Source organism: Xenorhabdus siamensis (assembly GCF_037996745.1).
GTDB classification, from domain to species: Bacteria; Pseudomonadota; Gammaproteobacteria; order Enterobacterales; family Enterobacteriaceae; genus Xenorhabdus; species Xenorhabdus indica.
In genome coordinates this window covers 127,158-152,499 of record NZ_JBBMXE010000001.1, presented here as the reverse complement: position 1 = coordinate 152,499, position 25,342 = coordinate 127,158, and the positions used below count along the sequence as shown (strand labels likewise).

At 45.2% G+C, this 25,342-nt stretch carries 20 protein-coding genes and 1 pseudogene; 17 read left to right on the top strand and 4 right to left on the bottom strand.

What is annotated here, in order from left to right:
- Positions 1-61: 61 nt before the first annotated feature.
- The gene (gene ackA, locus AAC852_RS00830; RefSeq protein ID WP_340619386.1) at positions 62-1,264 is read right to left on the bottom strand and encodes an acetate kinase; all 1,203 of its coding nucleotides are present in this window, start codon (positions 1,262-1,264) and stop codon (positions 62-64) included.
- 255 nt (positions 1,265-1,519) lie between these two features.
- Between ackA and yfbV the strand changes: the two genes are divergently transcribed.
- The 3 genes from yfbV (at position 1,520) to AAC852_RS00815 (ending at position 4,795) form a co-directional block, all read left to right on the top strand.
- Positions 1,520-1,975 (top strand): terminus macrodomain insulation protein YfbV, encoded by a 456-nt coding sequence (gene yfbV / locus AAC852_RS00825; protein WP_340619385.1) that lies wholly within the window; start codon positions 1,520-1,522, stop codon positions 1,973-1,975.
- A gap of 189 nt (positions 1,976-2,164) precedes the next feature.
- The gene (locus AAC852_RS00820; protein ID WP_340619384.1) at positions 2,165-2,839 is read left to right on the top strand and encodes a sugar phosphatase; all 675 of its coding nucleotides are present in this window, start codon (positions 2,165-2,167) and stop codon (positions 2,837-2,839) included.
- Positions 2,840-2,965: 126 nt separating this feature from the next.
- Positions 2,966-4,795, top strand: a complete 1,830-nt coding sequence (locus tag AAC852_RS00815) for an SLC13 family permease (RefSeq protein ID WP_340619383.1) — start codon at positions 2,966-2,968, stop codon at positions 4,793-4,795.
- A gap of 47 nt (positions 4,796-4,842) precedes the next feature.
- Here AAC852_RS00815 and yfbR read toward each other — a convergent pair whose 3' ends face one another.
- Both yfbR and AAC852_RS00805 read right to left on the bottom strand, forming a co-directional pair.
- A complete protein-coding gene (gene yfbR / locus AAC852_RS00810) occupies positions 4,843-5,424 on the bottom strand; it encodes a 5'-deoxynucleotidase (RefSeq protein ID WP_340619382.1) in 582 nt (193 codons plus the stop codon).
- Between the two features lie 165 nt (positions 5,425-5,589).
- On the bottom strand, positions 5,590-6,804 hold the full coding sequence (locus tag AAC852_RS00805; RefSeq protein ID WP_340619381.1) for a pyridoxal phosphate-dependent aminotransferase: 1,215 nt from the start codon (positions 6,802-6,804) through the stop codon (positions 5,590-5,592).
- A gap of 801 nt (positions 6,805-7,605) precedes the next feature.
- Between AAC852_RS00805 and hexA the strand changes: the two genes are divergently transcribed.
- From hexA to nuoN, 14 genes and pseudogenes are all read left to right on the top strand, one after another.
- A complete protein-coding gene (gene hexA, locus AAC852_RS00800; RefSeq protein WP_340619380.1) occupies positions 7,606-8,571 on the top strand; it encodes a transcriptional regulator HexA in 966 nt (321 codons plus the stop codon).
- 708 nt (positions 8,572-9,279) lie between these two features.
- On the top strand, positions 9,280-9,738 hold the full coding sequence (locus AAC852_RS00795; RefSeq protein WP_047682314.1) for an NADH-quinone oxidoreductase subunit A: 459 nt from the start codon (positions 9,280-9,282) through the stop codon (positions 9,736-9,738).
- A gap of 16 nt (positions 9,739-9,754) precedes the next feature.
- Positions 9,755-10,429 (top strand): NuoB/complex I 20 kDa subunit family protein, encoded by a 675-nt coding sequence (locus tag AAC852_RS00790; RefSeq protein ID WP_047682317.1) that lies wholly within the window; start codon positions 9,755-9,757, stop codon positions 10,427-10,429.
- A 92-nt stretch (positions 10,430-10,521) separates the two neighbouring features.
- Positions 10,522-12,319 (top strand): annotated as a pseudogene (gene nuoC / locus AAC852_RS00785) (NADH-quinone oxidoreductase subunit C/D).
- A 2-nt stretch (positions 12,320-12,321) separates the two neighbouring features.
- A complete protein-coding gene (nuoE, locus tag AAC852_RS00780) occupies positions 12,322-12,867 on the top strand; it encodes an NADH-quinone oxidoreductase subunit NuoE (RefSeq protein ID WP_047682321.1) in 546 nt (181 codons plus the stop codon).
- The gene (gene nuoF / locus AAC852_RS00775) at positions 12,864-14,228 is read left to right on the top strand and encodes an NADH-quinone oxidoreductase subunit NuoF (protein ID WP_340619379.1); all 1,365 of its coding nucleotides are present in this window, start codon (positions 12,864-12,866) and stop codon (positions 14,226-14,228) included. The genes nuoE and nuoF overlap by 4 nt, the downstream gene beginning before the upstream one ends.
- Positions 14,229-14,336: 108 nt before the next feature.
- A complete protein-coding gene (nuoG, locus tag AAC852_RS00770; RefSeq protein ID WP_340619378.1) occupies positions 14,337-17,060 on the top strand; it encodes an NADH-quinone oxidoreductase subunit NuoG in 2,724 nt (907 codons plus the stop codon).
- Positions 17,060-18,037, top strand: coding sequence for an NADH-quinone oxidoreductase subunit NuoH (gene nuoH, locus AAC852_RS00765; RefSeq protein WP_047682327.1), 978 nt, complete (start codon positions 17,060-17,062; stop codon positions 18,035-18,037). The genes nuoG and nuoH overlap by 1 nt, the downstream gene beginning before the upstream one ends.
- Before the next feature lie 15 nt (positions 18,038-18,052).
- Positions 18,053-18,595 carry an NADH-quinone oxidoreductase subunit NuoI gene (gene nuoI / locus AAC852_RS00760; protein WP_340619377.1) on the top strand — a complete coding sequence of 181 codons (543 nt, stop codon included), beginning with the start codon at positions 18,053-18,055 and terminating at the stop codon, positions 18,593-18,595.
- A 12-nt stretch (positions 18,596-18,607) separates the two neighbouring features.
- Positions 18,608-19,132 carry an NADH-quinone oxidoreductase subunit J gene (nuoJ, locus tag AAC852_RS00755; RefSeq protein WP_187650439.1) on the top strand — a complete coding sequence of 175 codons (525 nt, stop codon included), beginning with the start codon at positions 18,608-18,610 and terminating at the stop codon, positions 19,130-19,132.
- A gap of 2 nt (positions 19,133-19,134) precedes the next feature.
- Positions 19,135-19,437 carry an NADH-quinone oxidoreductase subunit NuoK gene (nuoK, locus tag AAC852_RS00750; RefSeq protein WP_038268170.1) on the top strand — a complete coding sequence of 101 codons (303 nt, stop codon included), beginning with the start codon at positions 19,135-19,137 and terminating at the stop codon, positions 19,435-19,437.
- On the top strand, positions 19,434-21,299 hold the full coding sequence (gene nuoL, locus AAC852_RS00745) for an NADH-quinone oxidoreductase subunit L (RefSeq protein WP_340619376.1): 1,866 nt from the start codon (positions 19,434-19,436) through the stop codon (positions 21,297-21,299). Before nuoK ends, nuoL begins: the two co-directional genes overlap by 4 nt.
- 19 nt (positions 21,300-21,318) lie before the next feature.
- Positions 21,319-22,839 (top strand): NADH-quinone oxidoreductase subunit M, encoded by a 1,521-nt coding sequence (gene nuoM / locus AAC852_RS00740; RefSeq protein WP_340619375.1) that lies wholly within the window; start codon positions 21,319-21,321, stop codon positions 22,837-22,839.
- A gap of 6 nt (positions 22,840-22,845) precedes the next feature.
- Entirely contained in the window at positions 22,846-24,303 is a 1,458-nt protein-coding gene (nuoN, locus tag AAC852_RS00735) for an NADH-quinone oxidoreductase subunit NuoN (RefSeq protein ID WP_340619374.1), read from the top strand.
- Between the two features lie 196 nt (positions 24,304-24,499).
- Here the strand turns inward: nuoN and AAC852_RS00730 are convergent, their stop codons facing one another.
- The gene (locus tag AAC852_RS00730) at positions 24,500-25,270 is read right to left on the bottom strand and encodes an SDR family oxidoreductase (protein WP_340619373.1); all 771 of its coding nucleotides are present in this window, start codon (positions 25,268-25,270) and stop codon (positions 24,500-24,502) included.
- Positions 25,271-25,342: the final 72 nt, after the last annotated feature.

Below are 25,342 nucleotides of genomic sequence, written 5' to 3'. Positions count from 1 at the left end.
CATGATTTAAATGCGGTAAACAACCACCAGCAATGCTGGCGGTTATAAGAAGTCATATTACTTATGCAGTCAGGCGCGCTGAGTCCTGAGCGATCACCAATTCTTCATTAGTTGGGATCACCAGAGCAGGACGGCTGTTATCAGTTGTGATCACGCCATCTTTACCGAAACGAGCAGCAAGGTTACGCTCATGGTCGTATTCAAAACCTAGCAGAGCAACTTTTTTCAGAGTCAACTCACGAACCAGAGCAGAGTTTTCACCGATGCCGCCAGTGAAGATGACCGCATCCAGACGACCTTCCATCAATGCACCGTAAGCACCGATATATTTTGCCAGACGATGGCAGTAAACATCCATTGCACGTTTTGCATCTGCTTTGGTTTCGTAGTTATCTTCTACATAACGGCAATCGCTAGTGACTTCAGTCAGACCCAGGAAACCGGATTCTTTGGTCAGCAGAGTATTGATCTGGTCAACGCTCATGCCCATTGCGTCATGCAGGTGGAATACGATAGCTGGGTCGATGTCACCGCTGCGAGTCCCCATAACCAGACCTTCCAGTGGGGTCAGTCCCATAGAAGTATCAACACACTTACCATTGACAATAGCAGAAACAGAGCCACCATTACCCAAGTGGCAGGTGATAACATTCAGTTCTTCAACTGGCTTGTTCAACATCTTAGCTGCTTCACGGGAAACATAGAAATGGCTAGTACCGTGCGCACCGTAACGGCGGATGCCATGCTCTTTGTACAGATTATATGGCAGTGCATACAGATACGCTTCTTCAGGCATAGACTGGTGGAATGCGGTATCAAATACAGCAATATTTTTCTCAACCAGATGAGGGAAGGCTTTTTTCGCTTCTGCGATACCGATCAGGTGCGCAGGGTTGTGCAGTGGTGCAAACGGGATCGCTGCTTCAATACCTTTGATAACTTCATCAGTGATGATCACAGAAGAAGTGAATTTTTCACCACCGTGAACGATACGGTGACCGATGGCTGAAATTTGCTCAGAAAGTTCTGGCTTTTCAGACAAAATCGTATTAACAATGAAGTTCAGAGCTTCACTGTGTGCTGCGCCGGCACCTAAAGCAGCTTCGTTTTTCGCTCCATCTATTTTCCATTTAATACGAGCTTCTGGCAGACCGAAACATTCAGCCAAACCAGAGAGATATTCTTCACCATTGGCAGGATCGATGATAGCGAATTTCAGAGAGGAGCTACCGCAATTAAGAACCAGTACCAGCTTACTTGACATGGAATTACCTATTATCTTGTTGTGATCTAATCTTAAAGAAGAAAAGTGTTAAAAAAATGAAGCAATTTATTAACAAACGAACCAAAATGTTGCGAAAACAGGCGGTCTTTCTGTTTTGTTGCTGCAACAACACAAAAGTCTGTGTAGGATACCGTTTGCCAGCAATAAAGACAAAATATACTTAATACTACAAAAAAGATTTTATCTTTTGTAGGGATTTTTTAAAAACTATGCTTTTAATTGATTGAGGTCATGATGAATATGACGCCACCTGTTAACCAAGGTTGGTTTAAAAGAGTCCAATTAGGGCAACAATATCTAAAAATATGGCCACTGGAAAAACAGCTTGCTCCTGTGTTTCCTGAAAACCGCGTTATTAAAGCGACTCGCTTTGGTATTCGCTTTATGCCGCCATTAGCGATCTTTACCTTAACCTGGCAAATCGCATTGGGTGGGCAATTAGGGCCATCTGTTGCAACAGCACTGTTTGCCTGTAGTCTGCCATTACAGGGGTTATGGTGGCTGGGAAAACGAGCAGCAACACCTTTGCCTGAAAGTTTGCTGAAATGGTTTTACGAAATTCGTGAGAAATTTGCTGAAGCCGGGATCGCAATGATGCCAGTAGAAAGCACGCCGACTTACTTATCACTGGCTGAATTGCTGAAACGGGCGTTCAAACAGTTGGATAACTCTTTCCTTGATGATATTTAAACCGTCAGAGTCCATTTTGACCTGACGGTGTTTGAATCAGTTGACTAATAAATTCCCCATTCAGAATTTTTTCGCTATTTTGCCTATGTGGATTTTCATTCAGGTTCTTTGCTTTTGCTTACTATCACCTGAATATTGTTGAAATATACCAGATGATTAACAGATGACTGCATTTGAAGGAGTTGGGCTTTGGTACTGAAATGTAGAGGTTTTTTATTTGATTTGGATGGCACGCTGATTGATTCATTACCTGCGGTTGAGCGGGCATGGATTCAGTTCGCTGATAAAATGGGTATCGACCGTGATGAAGTCCTGAACTATGTTCATGGTACGCCGGCGATATTATCATTACGCCATTTTATGCCTGATGCCACGGAAGAAGAGATTGAGAGTACTTTCAAGTGGATTGAAAAACTTGAAACGGAAGATACGGAAGGTATTACCGCTTTACCCGGTGCCATTGCTCTGATTGATAAACTGAATGCTCTGGATATTCCGTGGGCAATTGTGACATCGGGAACGGTTCCTCTTGCTTCTGCCCGCCATAAAGTGGCGGAGTTACCAGAACCGGCTCATTGGGTAACGGCTGAGTCCGTCAAGATCGGCAAACCAAATCCTGAACCTTATTTGTTGGGGGCGCACAAATTGGGGTTGTTGCCGGAAGAGTGTGTGATTTTTGAAGATGCAGCGGTGGGAATTCATGCCGGGTTGGATGCAGGCTGTCAAGTTGTTGTCGTTCATGACTCACCGGATATTCCACGCAGAGATGAGATTCGTATGATTATCACAAATCTGGAAGATATCGAAATTGTTAAATCTGGTGGTTATGTAACGATTTATGCTATGAATCAGGAAGTTTGTTGATCCACACCGAGGATTTTTTCTGACAAAACGGGTCTACTTACTCTATTCATACCCTATGTTGATAGGTTTTTGTTGATAATACCCGGCCTGCCTGTTGGCAGGTCGGCTTTTCTGATAGAGGCCGTATTGAATAGCGAACTGTTGTGGGTATTGACCCTGTTATTGATAGCCATTGTTCTTTTCACGACCAATAAAGTCAGAATGGATGTAGTGGCTTTACTGGTGATTATTGCTTTTGTCCTGAGTGGTACGCTTTCCTTAAATGAAGCTACAATGGGTTTCAGCGATCCCAATGTCTTATTGATTGCAGCGCTGTTTGTTATTGGCGAAGGGCTGGTAAGGACAGGTGTTGCTTATCAGATGGGAGATTGGCTGGTTCGGGTTGCAGGTAATAGCGAAACCAGAATGCTGGCTTTGTTGATGTTGTCGGTTGCAGGACTAGGGGCTTTTATGAGCTCCACAGGTGTTGTTGCTATTTTCATCCCTGTCGTTTTAAGTGTCGCGGCCAGAATGCAGACTTCACCGGGTCGGTTAATGATGCCATTAGGGTTTGCTGGCCTGATCAGTGGCATGATGACACTGGTTGCGACTCCTCCCAATATGGTGGTGAATAGTGAGTTAGTACGTGAAGGGTTACACAGCTTTGGTTTTTTCTCCATTACACCCATCGGTATTTTAGTTTTGTTGGCGGGGATCGTTTATATGCTGATTGTCCGCCGTTGGTTGGGAAGCAAAACTCCCCAGAAAACTGATAAGCGTTACCACCGTTCATTTCGTGATCTTATCCGTGACTATAAATTATCCGGGCGTGCCCGTCGTCTTGCTATCCGGCAACATTCGCCATTGATTGGTCATTCACTGGATGAGTTGGGATTGCGTGCGCGTTATGGGGCTAATGTTATCGGCATTGAGCGTTGGCGGAAATTCCGTCGGGTGATGGTCGCTGCAACCGGCGAAACGGAATTACGGCAACAGGATGTTCTGCTGGTGGATATGTCTGATAGCGATGTGGATTTGCGGCAATTTTGTAGCGAACAACAATTAGAACCTATGATATTGCGCGGGGAATATTTCTCTGATCAATCCCGCGATGTCGGCATGGCAGAAATATCTGTGATCCCTGAATCGGATTTGTTGGGACAATCGTTGCGCAGTATGAAATTCCGTACGCGCTACGGGCTTAACGTAGTCGGCATCCGACGCAGTGGTAAGGCATTGGTCGGTAAGTTGGTAGATGAGCCGCTGCTGCTTGGTGATACGTTGCTGGTCATTGGTGACTGGAAGTTAGTACGGGAACTGAAAACCAAAGCGCCTGATTTTATCGTGCTGAATTTGCCCGTTGAAGTGGAAAGCGCTGCACCGGCAGCATCTCAGGCACCTCATGCGTTGTTTTGTCTTGTTTTAATGGTGGCAATGATGTTGACCAATGAAATTCCCAATTTTATTGCCGCTTTGATTGCCTGCCTGTTAATGGGAAAATTTCGTTGTATTGATATGGAAAGTGCTTATCGTGCTATCCATTGGTCAAGTCTCATTCTGATTGTTGGTATGATGCCATTTGCATTGGCACTACAAAAAACCGGTGGGATTGATTTAATTGTCAGTGGATTAATGGATATCGCCGGTAATATGGGACCACGAGCCATGTTGATATGCCTGTTTGTGCTTTGTGCCATTGTTGGATTATTTATTTCCAATACCGCAACAGCCGTGCTGATGGCACCTATTGCTATTGCTGCCGCGAAAGAGATGTCGGTCTCTCCTCTGCCTTTTGCGATGATCATTGGAGTAGCGGCTTCAGCGGCGTTCATGACTCCGGTTTCTTCTCCCGTCAATACATTGATACTGGGGCCGGGAGGATATCGATTTGCTGATTTCTTGAAACTGGGTATACCTTTTACATTCATTGTACTGGGGATCAGTGTGGCAATTATTCCCGTTCTTTTTCCATTCTGATGTCGTATCTGGCAGCTTCGCGAAAACGTGAAGCTGCCCAGTTGTTTTTACAGGCTAATTTCATCAAGAGAAAGGTTGAAACTTGGAACAAATACGGTTATGAAATAATCCATTTCCTGACTATGACGTTTTTCCAATGTTTTCTCTAACCTGATTTTTGCTTGATTAAATTCAGAATTTCCCGCCGATAATTCTTCCAAACATTTTAAATAAGCACATAACGCATCAGCTTGTTTAATAATATTAGTTTCTTCTTCAGTATGATATTGATCGTCTAAAATAGGGCGAAAATCATTTTGTAATTCAATTGGTAACATATCTAATAATTTATGTTGGGCGATCTTTTCTATTTTTTTATATTCATGGGCAATTTGAGGATTGTAGTATTTTATTGGCGTTGGCAAATCACCAGTAATAACTTCACTGGCATCATGATACATTGCTAATATTGCGATCCGTTCAGCATTAATATTACCACCAAATTTACGGTTTTTTATTATCGCTAGTGCATGTGCGACAAATGCAACCTGTAAACTGTGTTCTGAAACATTTTCTGTACGTATGTTTCGCATAAGAGGCCAACGATTAATCAATTTCATGCGAGATAATTGGGCGAAAAAATGACTCATAATCTTCTCTTACTATGGAACAACATGATTATGATTGTGGGTGTTGGCTGGACGGAAGTAAACCATTTGTGGCTGAAAAAAACAGCATTATACATTTTAGGCTTCAAGTTGCAGCTTTGTTAGCTGCATCTTGAAATCCATTGGCTTTAGTCATTTTTTTTATGTTTATTGATGATATTTACCGATGAAACGGGCAAATTTCTCAATAGCCATTTGCAGATCTGCAATATGTGGCAGAGTGACAATGCGGAAATGATCTGGTTCTGGCCAGTTAAATGCAGTTCCCTGAACCAGTAACACTTTTTCTTGTAGTAAAAGATCCAAGACCATTTTCTGGTCATCATAAATATTGAAACGCTTGGTATCAATTTTAGGGAACATATATAAAGCACCCATGGGTTTCACACAGGAAACTCCTGGGATCTGGTTAATCAGTTCCCAGGCATGATTGCGTTGTTCATAGAGACGTCCTCCCGGAAAAATGAACTCACTGATGCTTTGATAGCCACCTAATGCAGTTTGAATTGCATGTTGCATCGGGACGTTGGCGCAAAGGCGCATAGATGCCAACATTTCCAACCCTTCAATATAGCCTTTTGCCTGTTTTTTCGGGCCATTCAGTACCATCCAACCCTGACGGAATCCCGCAACACGATAGGTTTTTGACAAGCCGTTAAAGGTAACGGTAAAAAGATCTGGCGCTAGTGCGGCGATGGAATGATGTTGAGCATCATCGTATAGGATCTTGTCGTAAATTTCGTCGGCGAAAATAATCAGATTATGCTGGCGGGCAATTTCCACAATTTCCAGCAAGATTTCTTTACTGTATACCGCCCCTGTCGGGTTGTTCGGGTTAATAATGACAATACCGCGGGTACGTGGTGTGATTTTACGGCGGATATCATCTAAATCAGGGAACCAGCCTTGTTGTTCATCACATAAATAGTGGACAGATTTGCCGCTGGAGAGAGAAACGGCGGCTGTCCAGAGTGGATAATCAGGAGCCGGAACCAGCATTTCATCGCCGGTATTGAGCAAGGCCTGCATAGATTGAACAATCAGTTCAGAAACACCGTTACCAATAAAGATATCTTCAACGGTAACATCCAGCATATTTCGGGCTTGATAGTGTTGCATGATTGCCTTACGCGCAGAGTACAGACCTTTTGAGTCAGAATAGCCCTGGGCTGTTGGCAGGTTGCGGATAACATCAACTAAAATTTCATCAGGTGCTTCGAAACCAAATGGTGCCGGATTACCAATGTTTAATTTCAGTACCTTATTCCCTTCTTCTTCAAGCCGTCTGGCTTCTTTGAGTGTATTACCTCGGATGTCATAGCAGACATTATCTAATTTGCTGGATTTATTAATGGAAAACATACGGTGCCTTAACCTTTCTCTGGGCAAAAAGTGGATCTTATCCGGCCTACAAAATGTGATGTTCAATGTACTCCTCTCTGTCAATCTTTTGAAGAGCCTCTGATATCTTTGGTGAAAATGGTTGTTTTAAAGTCTAATGCATAAGTCTGCTATCTAAAAACATCCGTTTAATTGGGGTGTAATTTCAGTTGTTTTTGTTATGTTAGAGTTTAATGCTGGATAATCAGGTGTTTTTAGTTGGCTGACTGAGATAAGAGAGTCTCTGGTACTGATTTTTTAACCTAAAAACAGAAATGCAAGCTAAATTGTCAATAAAAGTAATATAATTTGTATAATGTATTCTTATAATTTATCTTTGCCGACATAAAATTAATTAAGGGTTTTATCTTAGATACTTTGACAATGTTTTTGAATTTTTACCCGTAACATTTTCATGACTTTTCGATAAAAGTATTAATTCATTAAAAATACTAATATTGCTTGGTTTGGTTAAGTTTTCCCAATTGAAGTTATGTTATTCTTTGAGGCAAGTCAGAAAAAGACTATTTGTACTGGAAATTGGTGGTTATGTGAGGTAAATAGGTTTTTGTTTGTGTATTAATTTAGAGATTGCATAAATTTTGTTAAGAAAGGAGAAAATAAAACCCATGAAGATATAAATAGTAAAAAAATGCAGTAAACCTTTGCCCTCTTTAATAGAGTAGAGTAATGTCAGAATCGGTATTATTTTATTTGATACTGCTGAAGTAAAAACACCAGGTTAGTTAGTAATTAAAATCAAAAAAAAGTGATGAATAAACAATGATAAATGCAAATCGTCAGATAATAAACCTCGATCTCGATCTGCTAAGAACTTTCGTTGCCGTTGCTGACTTAAATACTTTTGCAGCAGCAGCAGCAGCAGTTTGTAGAACGCAGTCGGCTGTCAGTCAACAAATGCAACGTTTGGAGCACCTTGTGGGGAGAGAATTATTTGCTCGCCACGGTCGTAATAAGCTTCTTACTGAGCACGGGCTTCAACTTCTTGGTTATGCGCGCCAAATCCTGCGTGCTAATGACGATGCTACCGCATCATTAACATACAATGATGCAGACGGTGAGCTCAGGATAGGAGCGTCTGATGACACAGTTGATACTCTCCTGCCTTTCCTGTTGAACCGCATTGCTTCTGTCTATCCGCGTATAGCTGTTGATGTGCGTATTAAACGTAGTCAGTTTATTGAGAGTATGCTGGATAACCATGAAATTGATTTAGCATTAACCACAGCAAAAATTAATCATCATCCTAGCACTGTATTACGTTCTTCACCTGTACTGTGGCATTGTGCACCAGATTTCCAGTTACAGATGAATGAGCCTGTACCTTTAGTCGTAATGGATGAAACCAACACATTCCGTCAGATTGCTCTTGAAACACTGGATATAAGTGGTATTCTATGGCGTATTGCCTATGAAGCCGCTTCTTTATCTGCTGTTCGTTCTGCTGTCAATGCAGAGGTTGGCATTACTGCCCGTCCTTTGGAAATGCAGAACGCAGATTTAAGAATTTTGGGTGAAAGTGAAGGGCTACCACGTTTACCTGAAATACAATTCTTCTTGTATCGCAACAGTAACGAGCAAAATGAATCTGTCCTGACTGTTTTTGATGCTATACAAAATAAGAAAACACCTTATACCGTGACATCAATTGAATCCGATGAAACAGATGATATAGATGAGCCTGTTGAATCTACTGAAGAGTCTTCGGTCGAAAATATAAACGAGTAATATTACGTGTGTTTTATAGGCTAATATTTCCATTTTATTTGTGGAAATATTAGCCTGTTTCTAATTTACTATTAATAGTCTTTTCACGTTTTCATTCCAATTTCTGATATTTACTACCAGAAATATCCTCTATTAATTTTCTTATCCCTTTCGAATTTTAGTTAAAACAATGTTGTTTTGTTAACAACTTTCGTTTTTTAAATTGATAAGATAAATCTATTTTCAGAAATAGTTGTGTTATTGAACTTCTATCGTTTCTTTTTGAAACAATTTATTAAGATTTGAATAAAATACGTTCCGTTGTTTAATGTTTTTCAATGAAATTGTGCACTTGATCATAAAAATATCCCAATCGATACAGTGGAAAGACAGGTTTTTCCTGAGATAATAGTGTAGTAAAGTCGAGTTATCGGTTAAACTAGTTATAGTGTGTTGATATTTTTTTGTACTACTGACACGTTTTAGCGATATACAAGCACAATCTGTTAATCAAAGGTTTGTGCTTTGTAAATAAATAAGCAGGCACTTTTGTCATGACAGATAAAAGTGTTGAGAGGAATAAAAACCAAAACGATCCATGCCATCAAAAAAATTGATTAGCACTGTTTCAGATTTGGTTGTTATCCCTTCCCATGAATCGATGTGGTGCAATACTGCCGGCAAAAAGAGCAGACCCTTGACACCACTTTTGATGAGTAAGCAACGAGTATGTCTACATCTACTGGAGTTTTGGCCCACCACTGGGCGTTTGCGATTTTCCTGATAGGTGCTCTTGGTTTGTGTGCACTCATGTTATTGGGTGCGTACTTTCTTGGGGGCAGAGCGAAAGCCAGAGCAAAACATATACCTTATGAATCGGGTATCGATTCTGTCGGCAGTGCCCGTCTCCGTCTGTCGGCAAAGTTTTATCTGGTTGCCATGTTCTTTGTCATCTTCGACGTTGAAGCCCTTTACTTATACGCATGGTCAGTCTCTATCAAAGAGAGTGGCTGGTTAGGCTTTGCCGAAGCAAGCATTTTCATTTTGGTGTTACTAGCAGGCTTGGTTTATCTGGCACGTATTGGGGCATTGAATTGGACACCCGCGCGTTCAAGGCGTCAGGTCAGTAAACCCAGTGTTGATGTTCATACCGCTAATGTTAATACCAACAACAGTCACATGCAGTAATAGCGAGGCATTAAAGATGGATTATACGCTCACCCGCATAGATCCGAACGGTGAGAATGACCGTTATCCCCTGCAAAAACAGGAGCTTGTCAGCGATCCCCTTGAGCAGCACGTCCACCGTAGTGTCTATATGGGTAAATTAGAACATGCTCTGCATGACATGGTGAATTGGGGAAGGAAAAATTCATTATGGCCTTATAACTTTGGCCTTTCCTGTTGTTATGTAGAAATGGTGACGTCTTTTACCGCCGTTCATGACGTAGCTCGCTTTGGTGCAGAAGTACTGCGAGCATCTCCCCGTCAAGCTGATTTCATGGTGATTTCAGGCACGTGTTTCGTCAAGATGGCCCCTGTGATCCAGCGTTTATATGACCAAATGCTGGAACCGAAGTGGGTCATTTCAATGGGAGCTTGTGCAAACTCAGGCGGTATGTATGACATTTACTCTGTTGTTCAGGGAGTTGATAAGTTTATTCCTGTTGATGTCTACATTCCGGGCTGTCCACCCCGCCCTGAAGCCTATATGCAGGCACTGCTATTATTGCAGGAATCTATTGGCAAAGAACGTCGCCCACTGTCATGGGTTGTTGGTGATCAGGGGGTTTACCGCGCAAATATGCAGTCAGAAAGAGAACGGAAGCGTGGTGAACGTATTGCAGTGACAAACCTGCGTACCCCAGATGAAATTTAAGGCTTTTAGCCATTAAGAATAACCAGAGCAATGTCGTAACTCAAAAATGTGTTGCGATCACATTAAACCCTGATCAAGCGTTGTGGTGAAGAATGATGACAGATCAGATAGCACAAGAAAGCGTACGGCCTGCTTGGGAAACAAGGGATCACACGGATGATCCGGTCGTAAGCGAGCTTAATCGCCAATTTGGCCTTGATGCGTTTACCGTCCAGCCTACCCGAACCGGCCTACCGGTTGTCTGGGTAAAGCGGGAACAATTGCTGGAAGTAATTACATTCCTGAAGAAGTTACCCAAACCTTATGTCATGCTGTTTGACTTGCATGGTATTGATGAGCGTCAGCGTTCTCACCGACAAGGTCTGCCTGTGACGGACTTTTCGGTGTTTTATCACTTGATTTCCATTGAGCGTAATCGTGACATTATGCTGAAAGTTGCGCTCAATGAAAAAGACCTGAATATCCCGACCATCACATCAATTTTTCCGAATGCCAATTGGTATGAACGTGAAACGTGGGAAATGTTTGGCATTACATTTAATGGTCATCCGAATTTACGTCGTATCCTGATGCCACCAACTTGGGAAGGCCATCCGCTGCGTAAGGAATATTCTGCGCGCGCCACAGAATTTGATCCTTTCATGTTGACCAAGCAGAAAGAAGATCTGGAAATGGAAGCGCTGACTTTCAAACCAGAAGAGTGGGGGATGAAACGCGGCACTGAAAATGAGGACTTTATGTTCCTTAACCTTGGGCCAAATCACCCCTCAGCTCACGGTGCATTCCGCATTATTCTTCAGCTTGATGGTGAAGAGATTGTTGATTGTGTTCCCGATATTGGTTATCACCACCGCGGTGCGGAAAAAATGGGGGAACGTCAGTCATGGCACAGTTATATTCCTTATACCGACCGGATCGAATATCTGGGGGGATGTGTTAACGAAATGCCTTATGTGCTTGCCGTTGAGAAACTGGCCGGTATTGAGGTGCCTGAACGCGTGAAAGCTATCCGCGTCATGTTGTCTGAACTGTTCCGTATCAATAGCCACTTGCTCTACATCAGTACCTTTATTCAGGACGTTGGTGCAATGACACCTGTGTTCTTCGCCTTTACTGATCGTCAGAAAGTTTACGATGTTGTTGAAGCTATTACTGGTTTTCGTATGCATCCGGCCTGGTTTCGTATCTGGTGTTGCCCATGACCTGCCGCGAGGCTGGGATAAACTTCTGCGTGAGTTGTTGGACTGGTTACCGAAGCGTTTGAATTCCTATGTCAAAGCGGCATTGAAAAATAGTGTCCTGAAAGGACGCTCTGTCGGAGTGGCGGCTTACAATGCTAAGCAGGCACTGGATTGGGGTGTAACAGGCGCTGGTTTGCGCGCAACAGGCATTGGTTTCGATGTACGTAAATGGCGTCCTTATTCCGGTTATGAAAACTTCGATTTTGAAGTACCGACTGGCTATAACGGCGACTGTTATGATCGTGTGATGCTGAAAGTGGAAGAAATCCGTCAGAGTATGCGCATCCTTGAACAGTGCCTCAAACATATGCCCGAAGGGCCGTTTAAGGCTGATCATCCACTGACCACCCCCCCTCCCAGAGAGCGTACCCTGCAACATATCGAAACCATGATTAACCACTTCCTTCAGGTGTCATGGGGGCCCGTCATGCCTGCCAATGAATCATTCCAGATGATCGAAGCGACTAAAGGGATCAACAGTTATTACCTGACCAGTGATGGTAGCACGATGAGTTACCGCACCCGTATCCGCACACCGAGTTTTGCTCATCTACAGCAGATCCCCTCGGTGATCCGCGGTAGTCTGGTTTCTGATCTGATCGTTTATCTGGGTAGTATCGATTTTGTTATGTCTGATGTGGATCGCTAACGATGCAAAGTGAATTTAACGCAAACAAGCAAGCACGTCTTGATGTGGTTAACGTAACGGACGCTCAGACACCGAATGAGTTTGTACTGAGTGCCGGAGAACGTGATGCCATTGAGCAGGAAAAACACCACTACGAAGATCCGCGTGCAGCGTCAATTGAGGCACTAAAAATTGTGCAAAAACAGCGTGGTTGGGTGCCGGATGGTGCGATCTCAGCCATTGCTGAGGTTTTAGGTATTCCTGCCAGTGATGTGGAAGGTGTGGCGACATTTTACAGCCAGATTTACCGTCAGCCAGTAGGGCGTCACATTATTCGTTATTGTGACAGTGTTGTTTGTCACATCACAGGCTATCAGGGGGTTCAGGCAGCAATAGAAAAACACCTGAACATTCGTCCGGGTCAAACCACCACAGATGGGCGTTTCACATTATTGCCAACCTGCTGTCTGGGTAACTGTGATAAAGGGCCAACCATGATGATTGATGATGATACTCACAGTTATGTGAAACCCGAAGAAATTGAGAAATTGCTGGAGCAGTATCAATGACAACGCATTCAGGAGTGAAAGAAATTATCCGCTCGGCGGAAACTCATCCCCTGACATGGCGGTTGCGTGAAGACCAACAACCTGTCTGGCTGGATGAATACCGTAGCAAGAATGGTTACAAGGGAGCCGAAAGAGCACTGAAAGGCATGGCTCCTGATGAAGTCACCACATTAGTAAAAGATGCTGGTTTGAAGGGGCGCGGTGGTGCAGGTTTCTCCACAGGGTTGAAGTGGAGCCTGATGCCAAAAGATGAAAGCATGAATATCCGCTACCTGTTGTGTAATGCTGACGAAATGGAACCGGGCACGTATAAAGACCGCTTGTTGATGGAGCAATTACCGCATTTGCTGGTGGAAGGAATGCTGATCAGTGCTTTTGCCCTGAAAGCATACCGTGGCTATATTTTCCTGCGTGGTGAATATGTTGAATCTGCGGTTCACCTGCGTAAAGCAATTGAAGAAGCGAAAGCGGTGGGGTTGCTTGGCAAAAATATTCTGGGCAGCGGTTTTGATTTTGAGTTATTTGTTCATACCGGCGCGGGACGTTATATCTGCGGTGAAGAAACTGCACTGATTAACTCCCTTGAAGGGCGTCGTGCGAACCCTCGTTCTAAACCTCCATTCCCGGCAACCGCGGGTGTCTGGGGAAAACCAACTTGTGTCAATAACGTTGAAACGCTGTGTAACGTTCCGGCCATCCTCGAATATGGTAAAGAGTGGTACATCGGTTTAAGTGAAGGCAAAAGTAAAGATGCTGGCACCAAACTGATGGGGTTCTCTGGCCGGGTCAAAAATCCGGGCCTTTGGGAACTGCCTTTTGGCACTACGGCCCGTGAAATTCTTGAAGATTATGCTGGTGGTATGCGTGATGGGTTGAAATTCAAGGCTTGGCAGCCCGGTGGAGCGGGAACCGATTTCCTGACGGCAGATCACCTTGATTTACCAATGGATTTCGAAAACATCGCTAAAGCTGGCAGTCGTTTGGGAACGGCTCTTGCAATGGCAGTTGACCATGAAATCAATATGGTTTCCCTGACCCGTAACCTTGAAGAGTTCTTCGCCCGTGAATCCTGCGGCTGGTGTACACCATGCCGTGATGGTCTGCCCTGGAGTGTGAAAATTCTCCGCGCCATTGAAGAGAGAAAAGGGCAGCCTGGTGATATCGAAACTTTAGAACAACTCTGTCGTTTTCTTGGCCCTGGTAAAACTTTCTGTGCTCATGCCCCTGGTGCTGTAGAACCTTTGCAGAGTGCGATCAAATACTTCCGCGAAGAATTTGAAGCGGGGATTGTCACCAAAGATTACGGAAATACCAGCCTGATTGCGGGCATTCAGCCGAACCTGCTCAAGCAACGTTGGTAAGGTGGGTTTGCAGGGATAACCTGTAAGAATGGCGCGTAAGAACGGTTTGTTAAAGCAGAATTTTTGATTAACGCCTGCCACGGCAGGCCATTGGGAAGCATGCTGACTATGGCTACGATACATGTAGACGGCAAAGATTATGATGTAAACGGGGCTGATAACCTGTTACAAGCCTGCCTCTCATTGGGGCTTGATATACCTTATTTTTGCTGGCATCCAGCGCTAGGAAGCGTTGGCGCTTGCCGCCAGTGTGCGGTTAAGCAATATCAAAACGCGGAAGATACACGTGGTCGTCTGGTAATGTCTTGTATGACACCGGCTTCAGATGGCACATATATCTCCATTGATGATGAAGAAGCAAAACAGTTCCGCGCAAGTGTCGTGGAATGGTTGATGACTAACCATCCCCATGACTGTCCTGTCTGTGAAGAAGGCGGAAATTGCCATTTGCAGGATATGACAGTGATGACGGGACACTCGTTCCGTAAGTATCGTTTTACCAAACGTACTCACAGAAATCAGGAACTGGGGCCATTTATTGCTCATGAAATGAACCGTTGTATCGCTTGTTACCGCTGTGTCCGCTACTACAAAGATTATGCGGATGGAACGGATTTGGGCGTTTATGGTGCTCATGACAACGTTTATTTTGGCCGTCCTGAAGATGGCACGCTGGAAAGTGAATTTTCCGGTAACCTGGTTGAAATCTGCCCGACAGGTGTTTTCACTGATAAAACGCACTCAGAGCGTTATAACCGTAAATGGGACATGCAGTTTGCACCGAGTGTCTGTCAACAATGCAGTATTGGTTGTAACACCAGTCCGGGGGAACGTTATGGAGAATTGCGCCGGATCGAGAACCGCTATAACGGTACGGTTAACCACTATTTCATGTGTGACCGTGGTCGCTTTGGTTATGGGTATGTCAACCGTAAAGATCGTCCTCGCCAACCACAACAGCTTCGCGGCGATCAATGGATTTCGCTGAATGCTGAGCAGGTTATGCAGGGTGGAGCGGATATTTTGCGTCAGGCGAAAAATGCGATTGGTATTGGTTCACCACGTGCCAGTATTGAAAGTAATTTTGCACTGCGTGAATTGGTTGGTGCACAGAATTTTTACAGTGGCATTTCAGCAGAAGAGCAATATCGTCTTGATATGATACTGGAGATTCTGCAACAAGGTGGTGTTTATACTCCGTCTCTGCGTGAAATTGAAGATTATGACGCAGTGTTAGTGCTGGGTGAAGATTTGACCCAAACAGCAGCCCGTATGGCATTGTCAGTTCGCCAGGCAGTCAAGGGCAAAGCTCGTGAGATGGCGGCAGCTCAGAAAGTGGCAGACTGGCAGATTGCGGCTGTAATGAATATCGGCCAACATGCCAAGTATCCTCTGTTCTTAACCAGCGTCGATAGTACCCGACTGGATGATGTCGCGGCATGGAATTACCACGCGCCGGTTGATGATCAGGCTCGCTTCGGTTTTGCTGTGGCACATGCCCTGAACAAGATAGCACCTGCTGTCAATGACTTGTCGGATGAGCTAAAAGCGAAAGTAGAACTCGTTGCTCAAGCCCTGCGTGAAGCGAAAAAACCATTGATTATCAGTGGCAGTAATGCAGGCAGTGACACCCTGATTCAGGCAGCCGCTAATATTGCGTGGGCGCTGAAAGATAATGGCGCTAATGTCGGTCTTTCCTATGTTGCAGCGTATGCGAATAGTCTTGGTTTGGCGATGATGGAAGCACAATCGCTGGATGTCGCCCTACAGCGCATTGCCAAAGGGGACTCAGATACTGCTATCGTGATGGAAAATGATCTCTACCGTCATGCTCCGGCCGATAAAATTAATAGTGCTCTGGATAGCCTGAAAAACCTGATTGTTGTTGATCATCAACGCACTGCCATCATGGATAAAGCACACTTGATCCTGTCAGCGTCCAGTTTTGCTGAAAGCGACGGTACTCTGATTAATCAGGAAGGTCGTGCTCAGCGTTACTTCCAGGTGTATGAGCCTGCGTTCTATGACAAATCTGTTGTTATGCTGGAAAGCTGGCGCTGGATGCACTCTTTATATACAACCTACACACAACGTCAGACGGACTGGACTCAGCTTGATCATGTGATTGAAGCATGTGTCAAAGAGATGCCGCAATTCAAAGGCATCGTTAATGCAGCGCCGGATGCCACATTCCGTATCCGTGGTCAGAAACTGGCTCGTTCACCTCATCGTTATAGTGGTCGTACCGCGATGCTCGCCAATATCAGTGTTCATGAACAGCGTCAGCCACAGGATATCGACACCGCATTTGCTTTCTCAATGGAAGGTAACAACAACCCGTTTGCTGAACGTCAGCAAATTCCATTTGCATGGGCTCCGGGTTGGAACTCACCACAAGCATGGAACAAATTCCAGGCAGAAGTGGGTGGTAAACTGCGTTTCGGTGATCCTGGAGTACGCCTGATTGAGACGGTCGATGGAGGGTTGAATTACTTTGACAGTATTCCGGCCACTTTTACTGCGCAGAAGAATGAATGGTACATCGCACCTTATTTCCATCTGTTCGGTAGTGAGGAATTGTCTCAGCGTGCAGATGTCATTCAGGAACGTATGCCTGAGCCATATGTGATGATAAATCGTCAGGATGCTGAAAAGCTGAATGTGAAGGAAGGTTCCATGATGGCATTTGATTGTGCGGGGCAGCAATTACGTTTAGCTGTGCGTTTAAGCGGCAATCTTGCTCAGGGGCAGATTGGCCTGCCGTTGGGAATGCCGGGCATTCCACCCGTTCTGGCAGGCAAATCCGTTAATAACTTACGGGAGGTTGCATAATGAATTGGATTACTCCCGAATTAATTGAGATTTTGATTTCTGTTCTGAAAGCGGTTGTCATTTTGCTGGTCGTGGTTGCCTGTGGGGCGTTTATGAGTTTTGGTGAGCGTCGTCTGCTTGGGCTGTTCCAGAATCGCTACGGGCCAAACCGTGTAGGGTGGGGCGGATCATTACAGCTTGTTGCTGACATGATCAAAATGTTTTTTAAAGAGGACTGGGTACCACGTTTTTCTGATCGGATGATCTTTACTTTGGCGCCTGTTATCGGGTTCTGTTCCCTGTTACTGGCCTTTGCCATTGTACCGGTAAGTCCGACGTGGATGGCGGCAGATCTGAACATCGGTATCCTGTTTTTCATGATGATGGCGGGCTTGGCTGTTTACGCTGTGTTATTTGCTGGCTGGTCAAGTAATAACAAATATTCCTTGTTGGGAGCCATGCGTGCGTCAGCACAGACACTGAGTTATGAGGTGTTCATCGGGCTATCCATGATGGGGGTAGTGGCACAGGCTGGCTCTTTCAACATGGTGGACATTGTTAATTCACAGCAACATTTGTGGAATATCATTCCCCAGTTCTTTGGTTTCTTGACCTTTGCCATCGCCGGTGTTGCGGTGTGTCACCGTCATCCCTTTGACCAACCGGAAGCAGAGCAAGAGCTGGCAGATGGTTATCATATCGAATATTCCGGCATGAAGTTCGGTATGTTCTTTGTCGGGGAATATATCGGTATTGTGACGGTATCCGCTTTAATCGTCACAATGTTTTTTGGTGGCTGGCATGGGCCTTTCCTGCCTCCATTCGTCTGGTTTGCGTTGAAAACAGCATTCTTCATGATGATGTTCATCCTGATCCGTGCTTCGTTACCGCGTCCGCGTTATGACCAGGTGGTGTCATTCGGCTGGAAAATCTGTCTGCCGTTAACTTTACTCAACCTGCTGGCGACTGCCGCAGTGATTTTATACAACGCTCAATAAAGGGGTGATTGAACCATGACATTAAAAGAGTTATTGGTTGGTTTTGCCACCCAGGTACGCAGTATTTGGATGATAGGGCTTCATGCCTTCCATAAACGCGAAACAAAAATGTATCCGGAAGAGCCGGTTTATGTGCCACCCCGTTACCGTGGGCGCATCGTTCTGACGCGTGATCCTGACGGCGAAGAGCGTTGTGTTGCCTGTAACCTGTGTGCAGCAGTGTGTCCTGTAGGGTGCATCTCCCTGCAAAAAGCCGAACATAGAGATGGCCGCTGGTATCCTGAGTTTTTCCGTGTCAATTTCTCGCGTTGTATCTTCTGCGGATTGTGTGAAGAAGCCTGCCCGACTACCGCTATCCAATTGACACCAGATTTTGAGTTGGGTGAATTTAAACGTCAGGATTTGGTGTATGAGAAAGAAGACCTGATGATTTCCGGGCCGGGTAAATACCCTGATTATAACTTTTACCGTAAGACAGGTATGGCGATTGATGGCAAAGATAAAGGTGAAGCCGACAATGAAGCCAAACCCATCGACGTTAAAAGCCTGTTGCCATAAGGAACGATATTCATGGAATTCACATTTTATATCGCAGGGCTGGTTGCCATTCTTGCAACACTCAGGGTAATAACGCACACCAATCCAGTACACGCGTTGCTGTATCTGGTTATCTCCCTGCTGGCACTTTCAGTTGTGTTCTTTTCACTGGGTGCTTACTTTGCTGGTGCATTGGAAATCATCGTTTATGCGGGGGCGATCATGGTGTTGTTCGTCTTTGTCGTGATGATGCTGAACCTGGGCAAATCTGTTGTTGAACAAGAAAGGGGATGGTTGAAACCGAGAGCCTGGATTGGCCCAGCTATTCTTTCAACCATATTACTGATTGTCTTGATCTTTGCCATTAACAGTCTGCCGGAGGCTGAAATTAGTGGTGAAGTAGTCAGTGCCAAAGAGGTGGGCATCAGCTTATTTGGGCCTTATGTACTGGCAGTAGAACTGGCATCCTTGCTGTTACTGGCCGGGCTTGTGGTGGCTTATCACGTTGGTCGTGAAAGCCGTCAGGGTGAAGTGATCAGCAATCGTGTGGAGGACTAACAATGATACCTTTGGAACATGGTCTGATTCTGGCGGCTATTCTATTTGCATTGGGCTTCACTTGCCTGATTATCCGCCGCAATCTGTTGTTTATGCTGATAGGTCTGGAAATCATGATCAATGCTTCAGCGCTGGCATTTGTCGTTGCTGGTAGCTACTGGCTCCAGCCTGATGGTCAGGTGATGTACATTTTAGCCATTACTTTGGCAGCAGCCGAGGCGAGTATCGGTCTGGCACTGTTACTACAGTTGTACCGTCGTCGCCAGAACCTGAATATTGATATAGTCAGTGAGATGCGCGGATGAACTTACTCTATTTAACAATTCTATTGCCACTGTTGGGATTTTTGCTGTTGGCATTCTCCCGTGGCCGCTGGTCTGAAAATCTGTCCGCGTCCATTGGCATTGGTTCTGTCGGGCTGGCAGCACTGGTCACACTTTGGGTTGGAATGGACTTTCTCTCCCAGAACAGCATGGCTCAAAATGAAACAGGTGGGTTTGTTTACAGCCAGACATTGTGGAACTGGATGAGCGTGGATAGTTTCAGCATTCCAATCAATCTGGTATTGGATGGACTATCATTAACCATGTTGAATGTAGTAACCGGTGTCGGTTTCCTGATCCACATTTATGCTTCATGGTATATGCGTGGTGAAGAAGGTTACTCTCGTTTCTTCGCCTATACCAACCTGTTTATCGCCAGTATGGTGGTTTTGGTTCTGGCTGATAACATGCTGCTGATGTATCTCGGTTGGGAAGGCGTGGGGTTGTGTAGTTACCTGTTGATCGGTTTTTACTATAAAACACCTGCTAATGGCGCTGCGGCAATGAAAGCTTTTATCGTGACACGAGTGGGTGACGTTTTCCTCGCTATTGGCATGTTTATTCTCTACGACCAGCTTGGTACATTGAGTTTCCGCGAACTGGCGGTACTGGCACCACAATATATCGAAGCGGGTTCTACTGCAATCACATGGGCAACCTTGATGATTCTGGGCGGTGCTGTAGGTAAATCGGCTCAGTTACCACTGCAAACATGGTTGGCAGATGCGATGGCAGGCCCAACACCAGTGTCTGCTTTGATCCATGCGGCGACCATGGTTACCGCAGGTGTCTATCTGATTGCTCGCAGCCATGTTCTATTCTTAATGGCACCTGATATTTTGCATCTGGTTGGCATTATTGGTGCGATTACCTTGCTGTTGGCAGGTTTTGCAGCACTGGTTCAGACTGATATCAAACGTGTACTTGCCTATTCCACTATGAGCCAGATTGGTTATATGTTTCTGGCATTGGGCGTACAGGCATGGGATGCGGCTATCTTCCATCTGATGACTCATGCGTTCTTTAAGGCACTGTTGTTCCTTGCCTCTGGCTCGGTAATTCTGGCTTGCCACCATGAGCAGAACATTTTCAAAATGGGGGGATTGAGTAAACGTATTCCATTTGTGTATCTCTGTTTCCTGGTGGGGGGCTCGGCGTTATCTGCTCTGCCTTTGCTGACAGCAGGTTTCTACAGTAAAGATGAAATTCTGTGGGGCGCACTGGCAAATGGTCACATGAATCTGATGCTTGCGGGGCTGATTGGTGCACTAATGACCTCACTGTATACCTTCCGCATGATTTTTATCGTGTTTCATGGAGAAGAAAATACCAAAGCACATTCAGTTAAAGGAATTACTCATACCTTGCCACTGTCAGTGCTGTTAGTACTGTCCACTTTTGTGGGAGCGCAGATTGTACCACCTTTGGTGGGTGTTCTACCGTCGGAAAACAGTATCACAGGACATGATGGCAAAATGACACTAGAAATTGTTTCCGGTGTGGTTGCCGTGCTTGGCATTTTACTGGCCGCAGCCTTGTATCTTGGCAAACGTGGTTTGGTTAATGCGACAGCAAATAGTGCTCCGGGGCGTTTCTTTTCCACATGGTGGTTCCACGCCTGGGGATTTGATGCTCTGTATGACTGGATATTTGTAAAACCATTCAAAGGTATTACACAACTGTTGCGGAATGATCCTCTGAACTCATTGATGAATATCCCTTCCGTATTGTCACGTTGGGGCAATAAAGGGCTTGGTTTAAGTGAGAACGGACAAATCCGTTGGTACGCTACCTCTATGGGGTTGGGTGCAGTGCTGGTTTTAGCTCTGCTGCTTTTGATTTAATTAAGGGACACATTGCGCCATGCTACTACCTTGGCTAATTCTTCTGCCCTTCATCGGAGGCCTGCTGTGTTGGCAGGCAGAGCGCTTCGGCACCCGTATGCCGCGTTGGATAGCGCTTCTGGCGATGGGGCTGACTCTGCTGCTTTCTCTGTACCTCTGGTTGCAGGGAGGCTATACGCTGACCAACCCACAAGGCATTCCACAGTGGCAATCAGAGTTCCTGCTGCCGTGGATACCACGTTTTGGTATCTCCATCCATTTGGCTCTGGATGGCCTGTCACTGTTGATGGTGGTCTTGACTGCACTGTTAGGTTTAATGGCAATCCTCTGTTCGTGGAATGAGAACCAGCCATATCAGGGTTTTTTCCATCTAAACCTATTGTGGATCCTTGGTGGAGTGATGGGCGTATTCCTTGCCATTGACCTGTTCCTGTTCTTCTTCTTCTGGGAAGTGATGCTGGTGCCGATGTACTTCCTGATCGCACTATGGGGTCACAGAGGTTCACAAGGCAAAACCCGTATTACGGCCGCGACGAAATTCTTCATTTATACTCAGGCCAGTGGTCTGGTGATGTTGATTTCGATTTTGGCACTGGCTTTCATCTACCACGATGCAACCGGAGAATGGTCATTCAACTATGAAAAACTGCTGGATACGCCGATGTCGCATACTGTCCAATATCTGTTGATGTTGGGATTCTTCATCGCATTTGCCGTGAAAATGCCAGTTGTGCCTTTGCACGGGTGGTTACCGGATGCCCATAGTCAGGCACCGACTGCGGGCTCTGTTGACCTTGCGGGGATCTTGCTGAAAACAGCGGCATATGGTCTGCTGCGTTTCAGTCTGCCTTTGTTTCCACAAGCTTCTGCGGAATTTGCACCAATTGCTATGTGGTTGGGGGTCATCGGCATCTTCTACGGAGCATGGATGGCTTTCAGCCAGACCGATATCAAACGTCTGATTGCTTATACCAGTGTTTCACACATGGGCTTTGTTCTGATCGCTATTTATACCGGCAGCCAATTGGCTTATCAGGGAGCGGTGATCCAGATGATTGCACATGGATTGTCAGCCGCAGGGCTATTCATCCTGTGTGGTCAGTTGTATGAACGCCTGCATACCCGTGATATGCGTCAGATGGGTGGCCTGTGGGCAAGAATTCAATTGTTGCCAGCGATATCTCTGTTCTTCGCTGTGGCGACATTGGGTATGCCGGGAACCGGTAACTTTGTTGGTGAATTCATGATCCTGTTTGGCAGTTTCAGTAAATTCACTTTAGTTACTACAGTATCTGTGTTTGGTTTAGTTTTTGCTTCTGTGTACGCCTTATACCTGATGCAGAAGGCTTATTACGGAACGCCGAAATCAGATGAACCATTGCCACGGATGGATGCGCGAGAAATTTCTATTTTGCTGCTGCTGGTTGTCTTGCTGGTTATTCTGGGTGTTTACCCACAACCCATCCTTGATACCTCGGCTGCGGCGATGAGTAACATCCAGAATTGGTATTCAGCTTCACTTTTAACTACAGGGCCGTAATTCGCCATGACAATAACTTCTGAACAATTGATCGCACTGTTGCCGCTATTGATCGTCGGATTGACGGTGGTGATTGTGATGCTGTCCATTGCATGGCGACGCGATCATTTCACCAATGTCACCTTGACAGTGATTGGTTTAAACCTAGCCCTGCTTTCTCTCTATTTTGTTGGATTGCAGGAGCCGATGGATGTCACTCCACTGATCCATGTGGATCGTTTTGCAATGTTCTATATTGCACTGGTGCTGATTGCGAGCCTTGCAACGACGACATTCGCCTACTCATGGTTGGAAAATTATCCCGATAACAAAGAAGAGTTTTATCTGCTGGTGTTGATTGCGGCTGCCGGAGGCATTCTGCTTGCTTCTGCAAACCACATGGCATCATTGTTTATCGGTATTGAGCTGATTACTTTGCCACTGTTTGGTTTGATCGGTTACGCATTCCGCCAAAAACGCTCACTGGAAGCGAGCATCAAATATATGCTGCTGTCTGCGGCGGCATCCTCGTTCCTGTTATTCGGTATTGCTCTGCTGTATGCTGAATCAGGTGATCTGTCCTTTGCATCACTGGGCAGAAGCCTGAGTGACAGTAAACTGCATGAACCTCTGATTCTGGCTGGATTGGGGATGATGATTGTGGGTCTGGGTTTCAAACTTTCCCTCGTTCCTTTCCAGCTTTGGACACCTGACGTTTATCAGGGCGCGCCAGCGCCAGTATCGACCTTTCTGGCAACGGCAAGTAAAGTCGCTATCTTTGCCGTAGTAATGCGTCTGTTTATTGAAGCACCGGTGACCGACAGTGAGACCTTGCGCACTGTGTTAACTGTGATTGCAATCTCCTCTATCCTGTTTGGTAACTTGTTGGCACTGACGCAGAGCAATATCAAACGACTGCTCGGTTACTCATCCATTGCACATTTAGGTTATTTGCTGGTGGTATTAATCGCCATTAAAGACCATACCCTGGCAGAAGAGACCGCGGGTCTTTACCTGGCTGGTTATCTGCTTGCCAGCATTGGTGCATTTGGTGTAGTCAGCCTGATGTCCAGCCCATACAGAGGCCCTGATGCTGAATCACTATTCTCCTATCGTGGTCTGTTCTGGCATAAACCAATTCTGTCGGCTGTTATGACGATCATGATGTTGTCACTGGCGGGAATTCCGTTAACATTCGGTTTCATCGGTAAATTCTATGTTATTGCAACAGGTGTTGAGGCCAGATTGTGGTGGCTGACCGGAGCAGTGGTAGTGGGAAGTGCGATTGGCCTTTATTACTACCTGCGTGTGATGGTGAGTTTATACCTGCCCGCCCCGAAAGCACTGAATCGCGATACGCCAAGAAACTGGGCGTTAACCTCCGGTGGTATTGTTGTGTTGCTTACCGCATTACTGGTGTTGCTCCTTGGTGTTTGGCCACAGCCATTGATTGATATTGTCCAACAGGCGAAAAGTGTTATGTAAGGCATAGTATTAATTAATATTATTAGAGACCCAGCCATGATTAGCTGGGTCTTTGTTTATGTAAAATAAACCAAAAGAGAGAAAGGAACGATCAGTAACGAGATGATAACTATTGTTCAGTAAGGTTGATAGAATGGGTGCCCTTTTCTTGAAGCTATAGCCAACCATGACATGCAAGGTAAGTTAATTAGCATGGTTATAACTGTTTCATATCCTCAAAAGTTGGGCCCTGAAAATAAATTGCACTAATATGGCAACTGCGAGGTTGGGTCAAAACAAATCGTATGGATTCCCAGACTGATCGTCCATTCAGTCGTTGTTTACCCATTGTTTTGTGGTCATCCAGATCTTCATCAAAACCATTAATTTCAAAATCAGGAGGATAGATTCCGGTTACACGAATATTATCTTTGCTTAATTGATGGGAAATAGTCTGGCAAAAGCCACTCATCGCATGTTTGGCAGCAAAAAATACCGGATGCGCGACAGAGCAGACAAAGTTTGGAATGCCGCAGACTGACACCATCGCAATAATATCGGCATCTTGAGACTTACGCAGGCTTGGTAATAACATTTTGGTCAATAGCATGGAACCCGTCGCACCGGAATTCATCGTGCTGATAATATCTTCATCACTGTCATCATCATTCAGATTGCCTTCCAGCCATTGGGCTGCACTTAGTATTAGAATATCGATGGGCTTACTGTCTTGCAGTAATTGATTGGCAAAGTTGCGAACTGATTGTGCATCGCTGATATCACATTGATAACTTCTTGCAATCCCACCTTCACCCTGAATGATTTCACGAGTCTCTTCAGCACGTTCTAATTGACGAGCACAGAGGTCAACATGTGCACCTTCCCGTGCTAACCAGACAGAAATGGCCTGCCCAAAATCACGGCCTCCGCCTGTCACCACAACTCGTTTACCTTTTAATCCATCTAACTTATCTAATCTATTTAACATGGTGTTAACTTCCTTATGTCAGTTATTAACCTGAGTGAGAGATCATTGTACTATCGGTTATATGCTATTAAT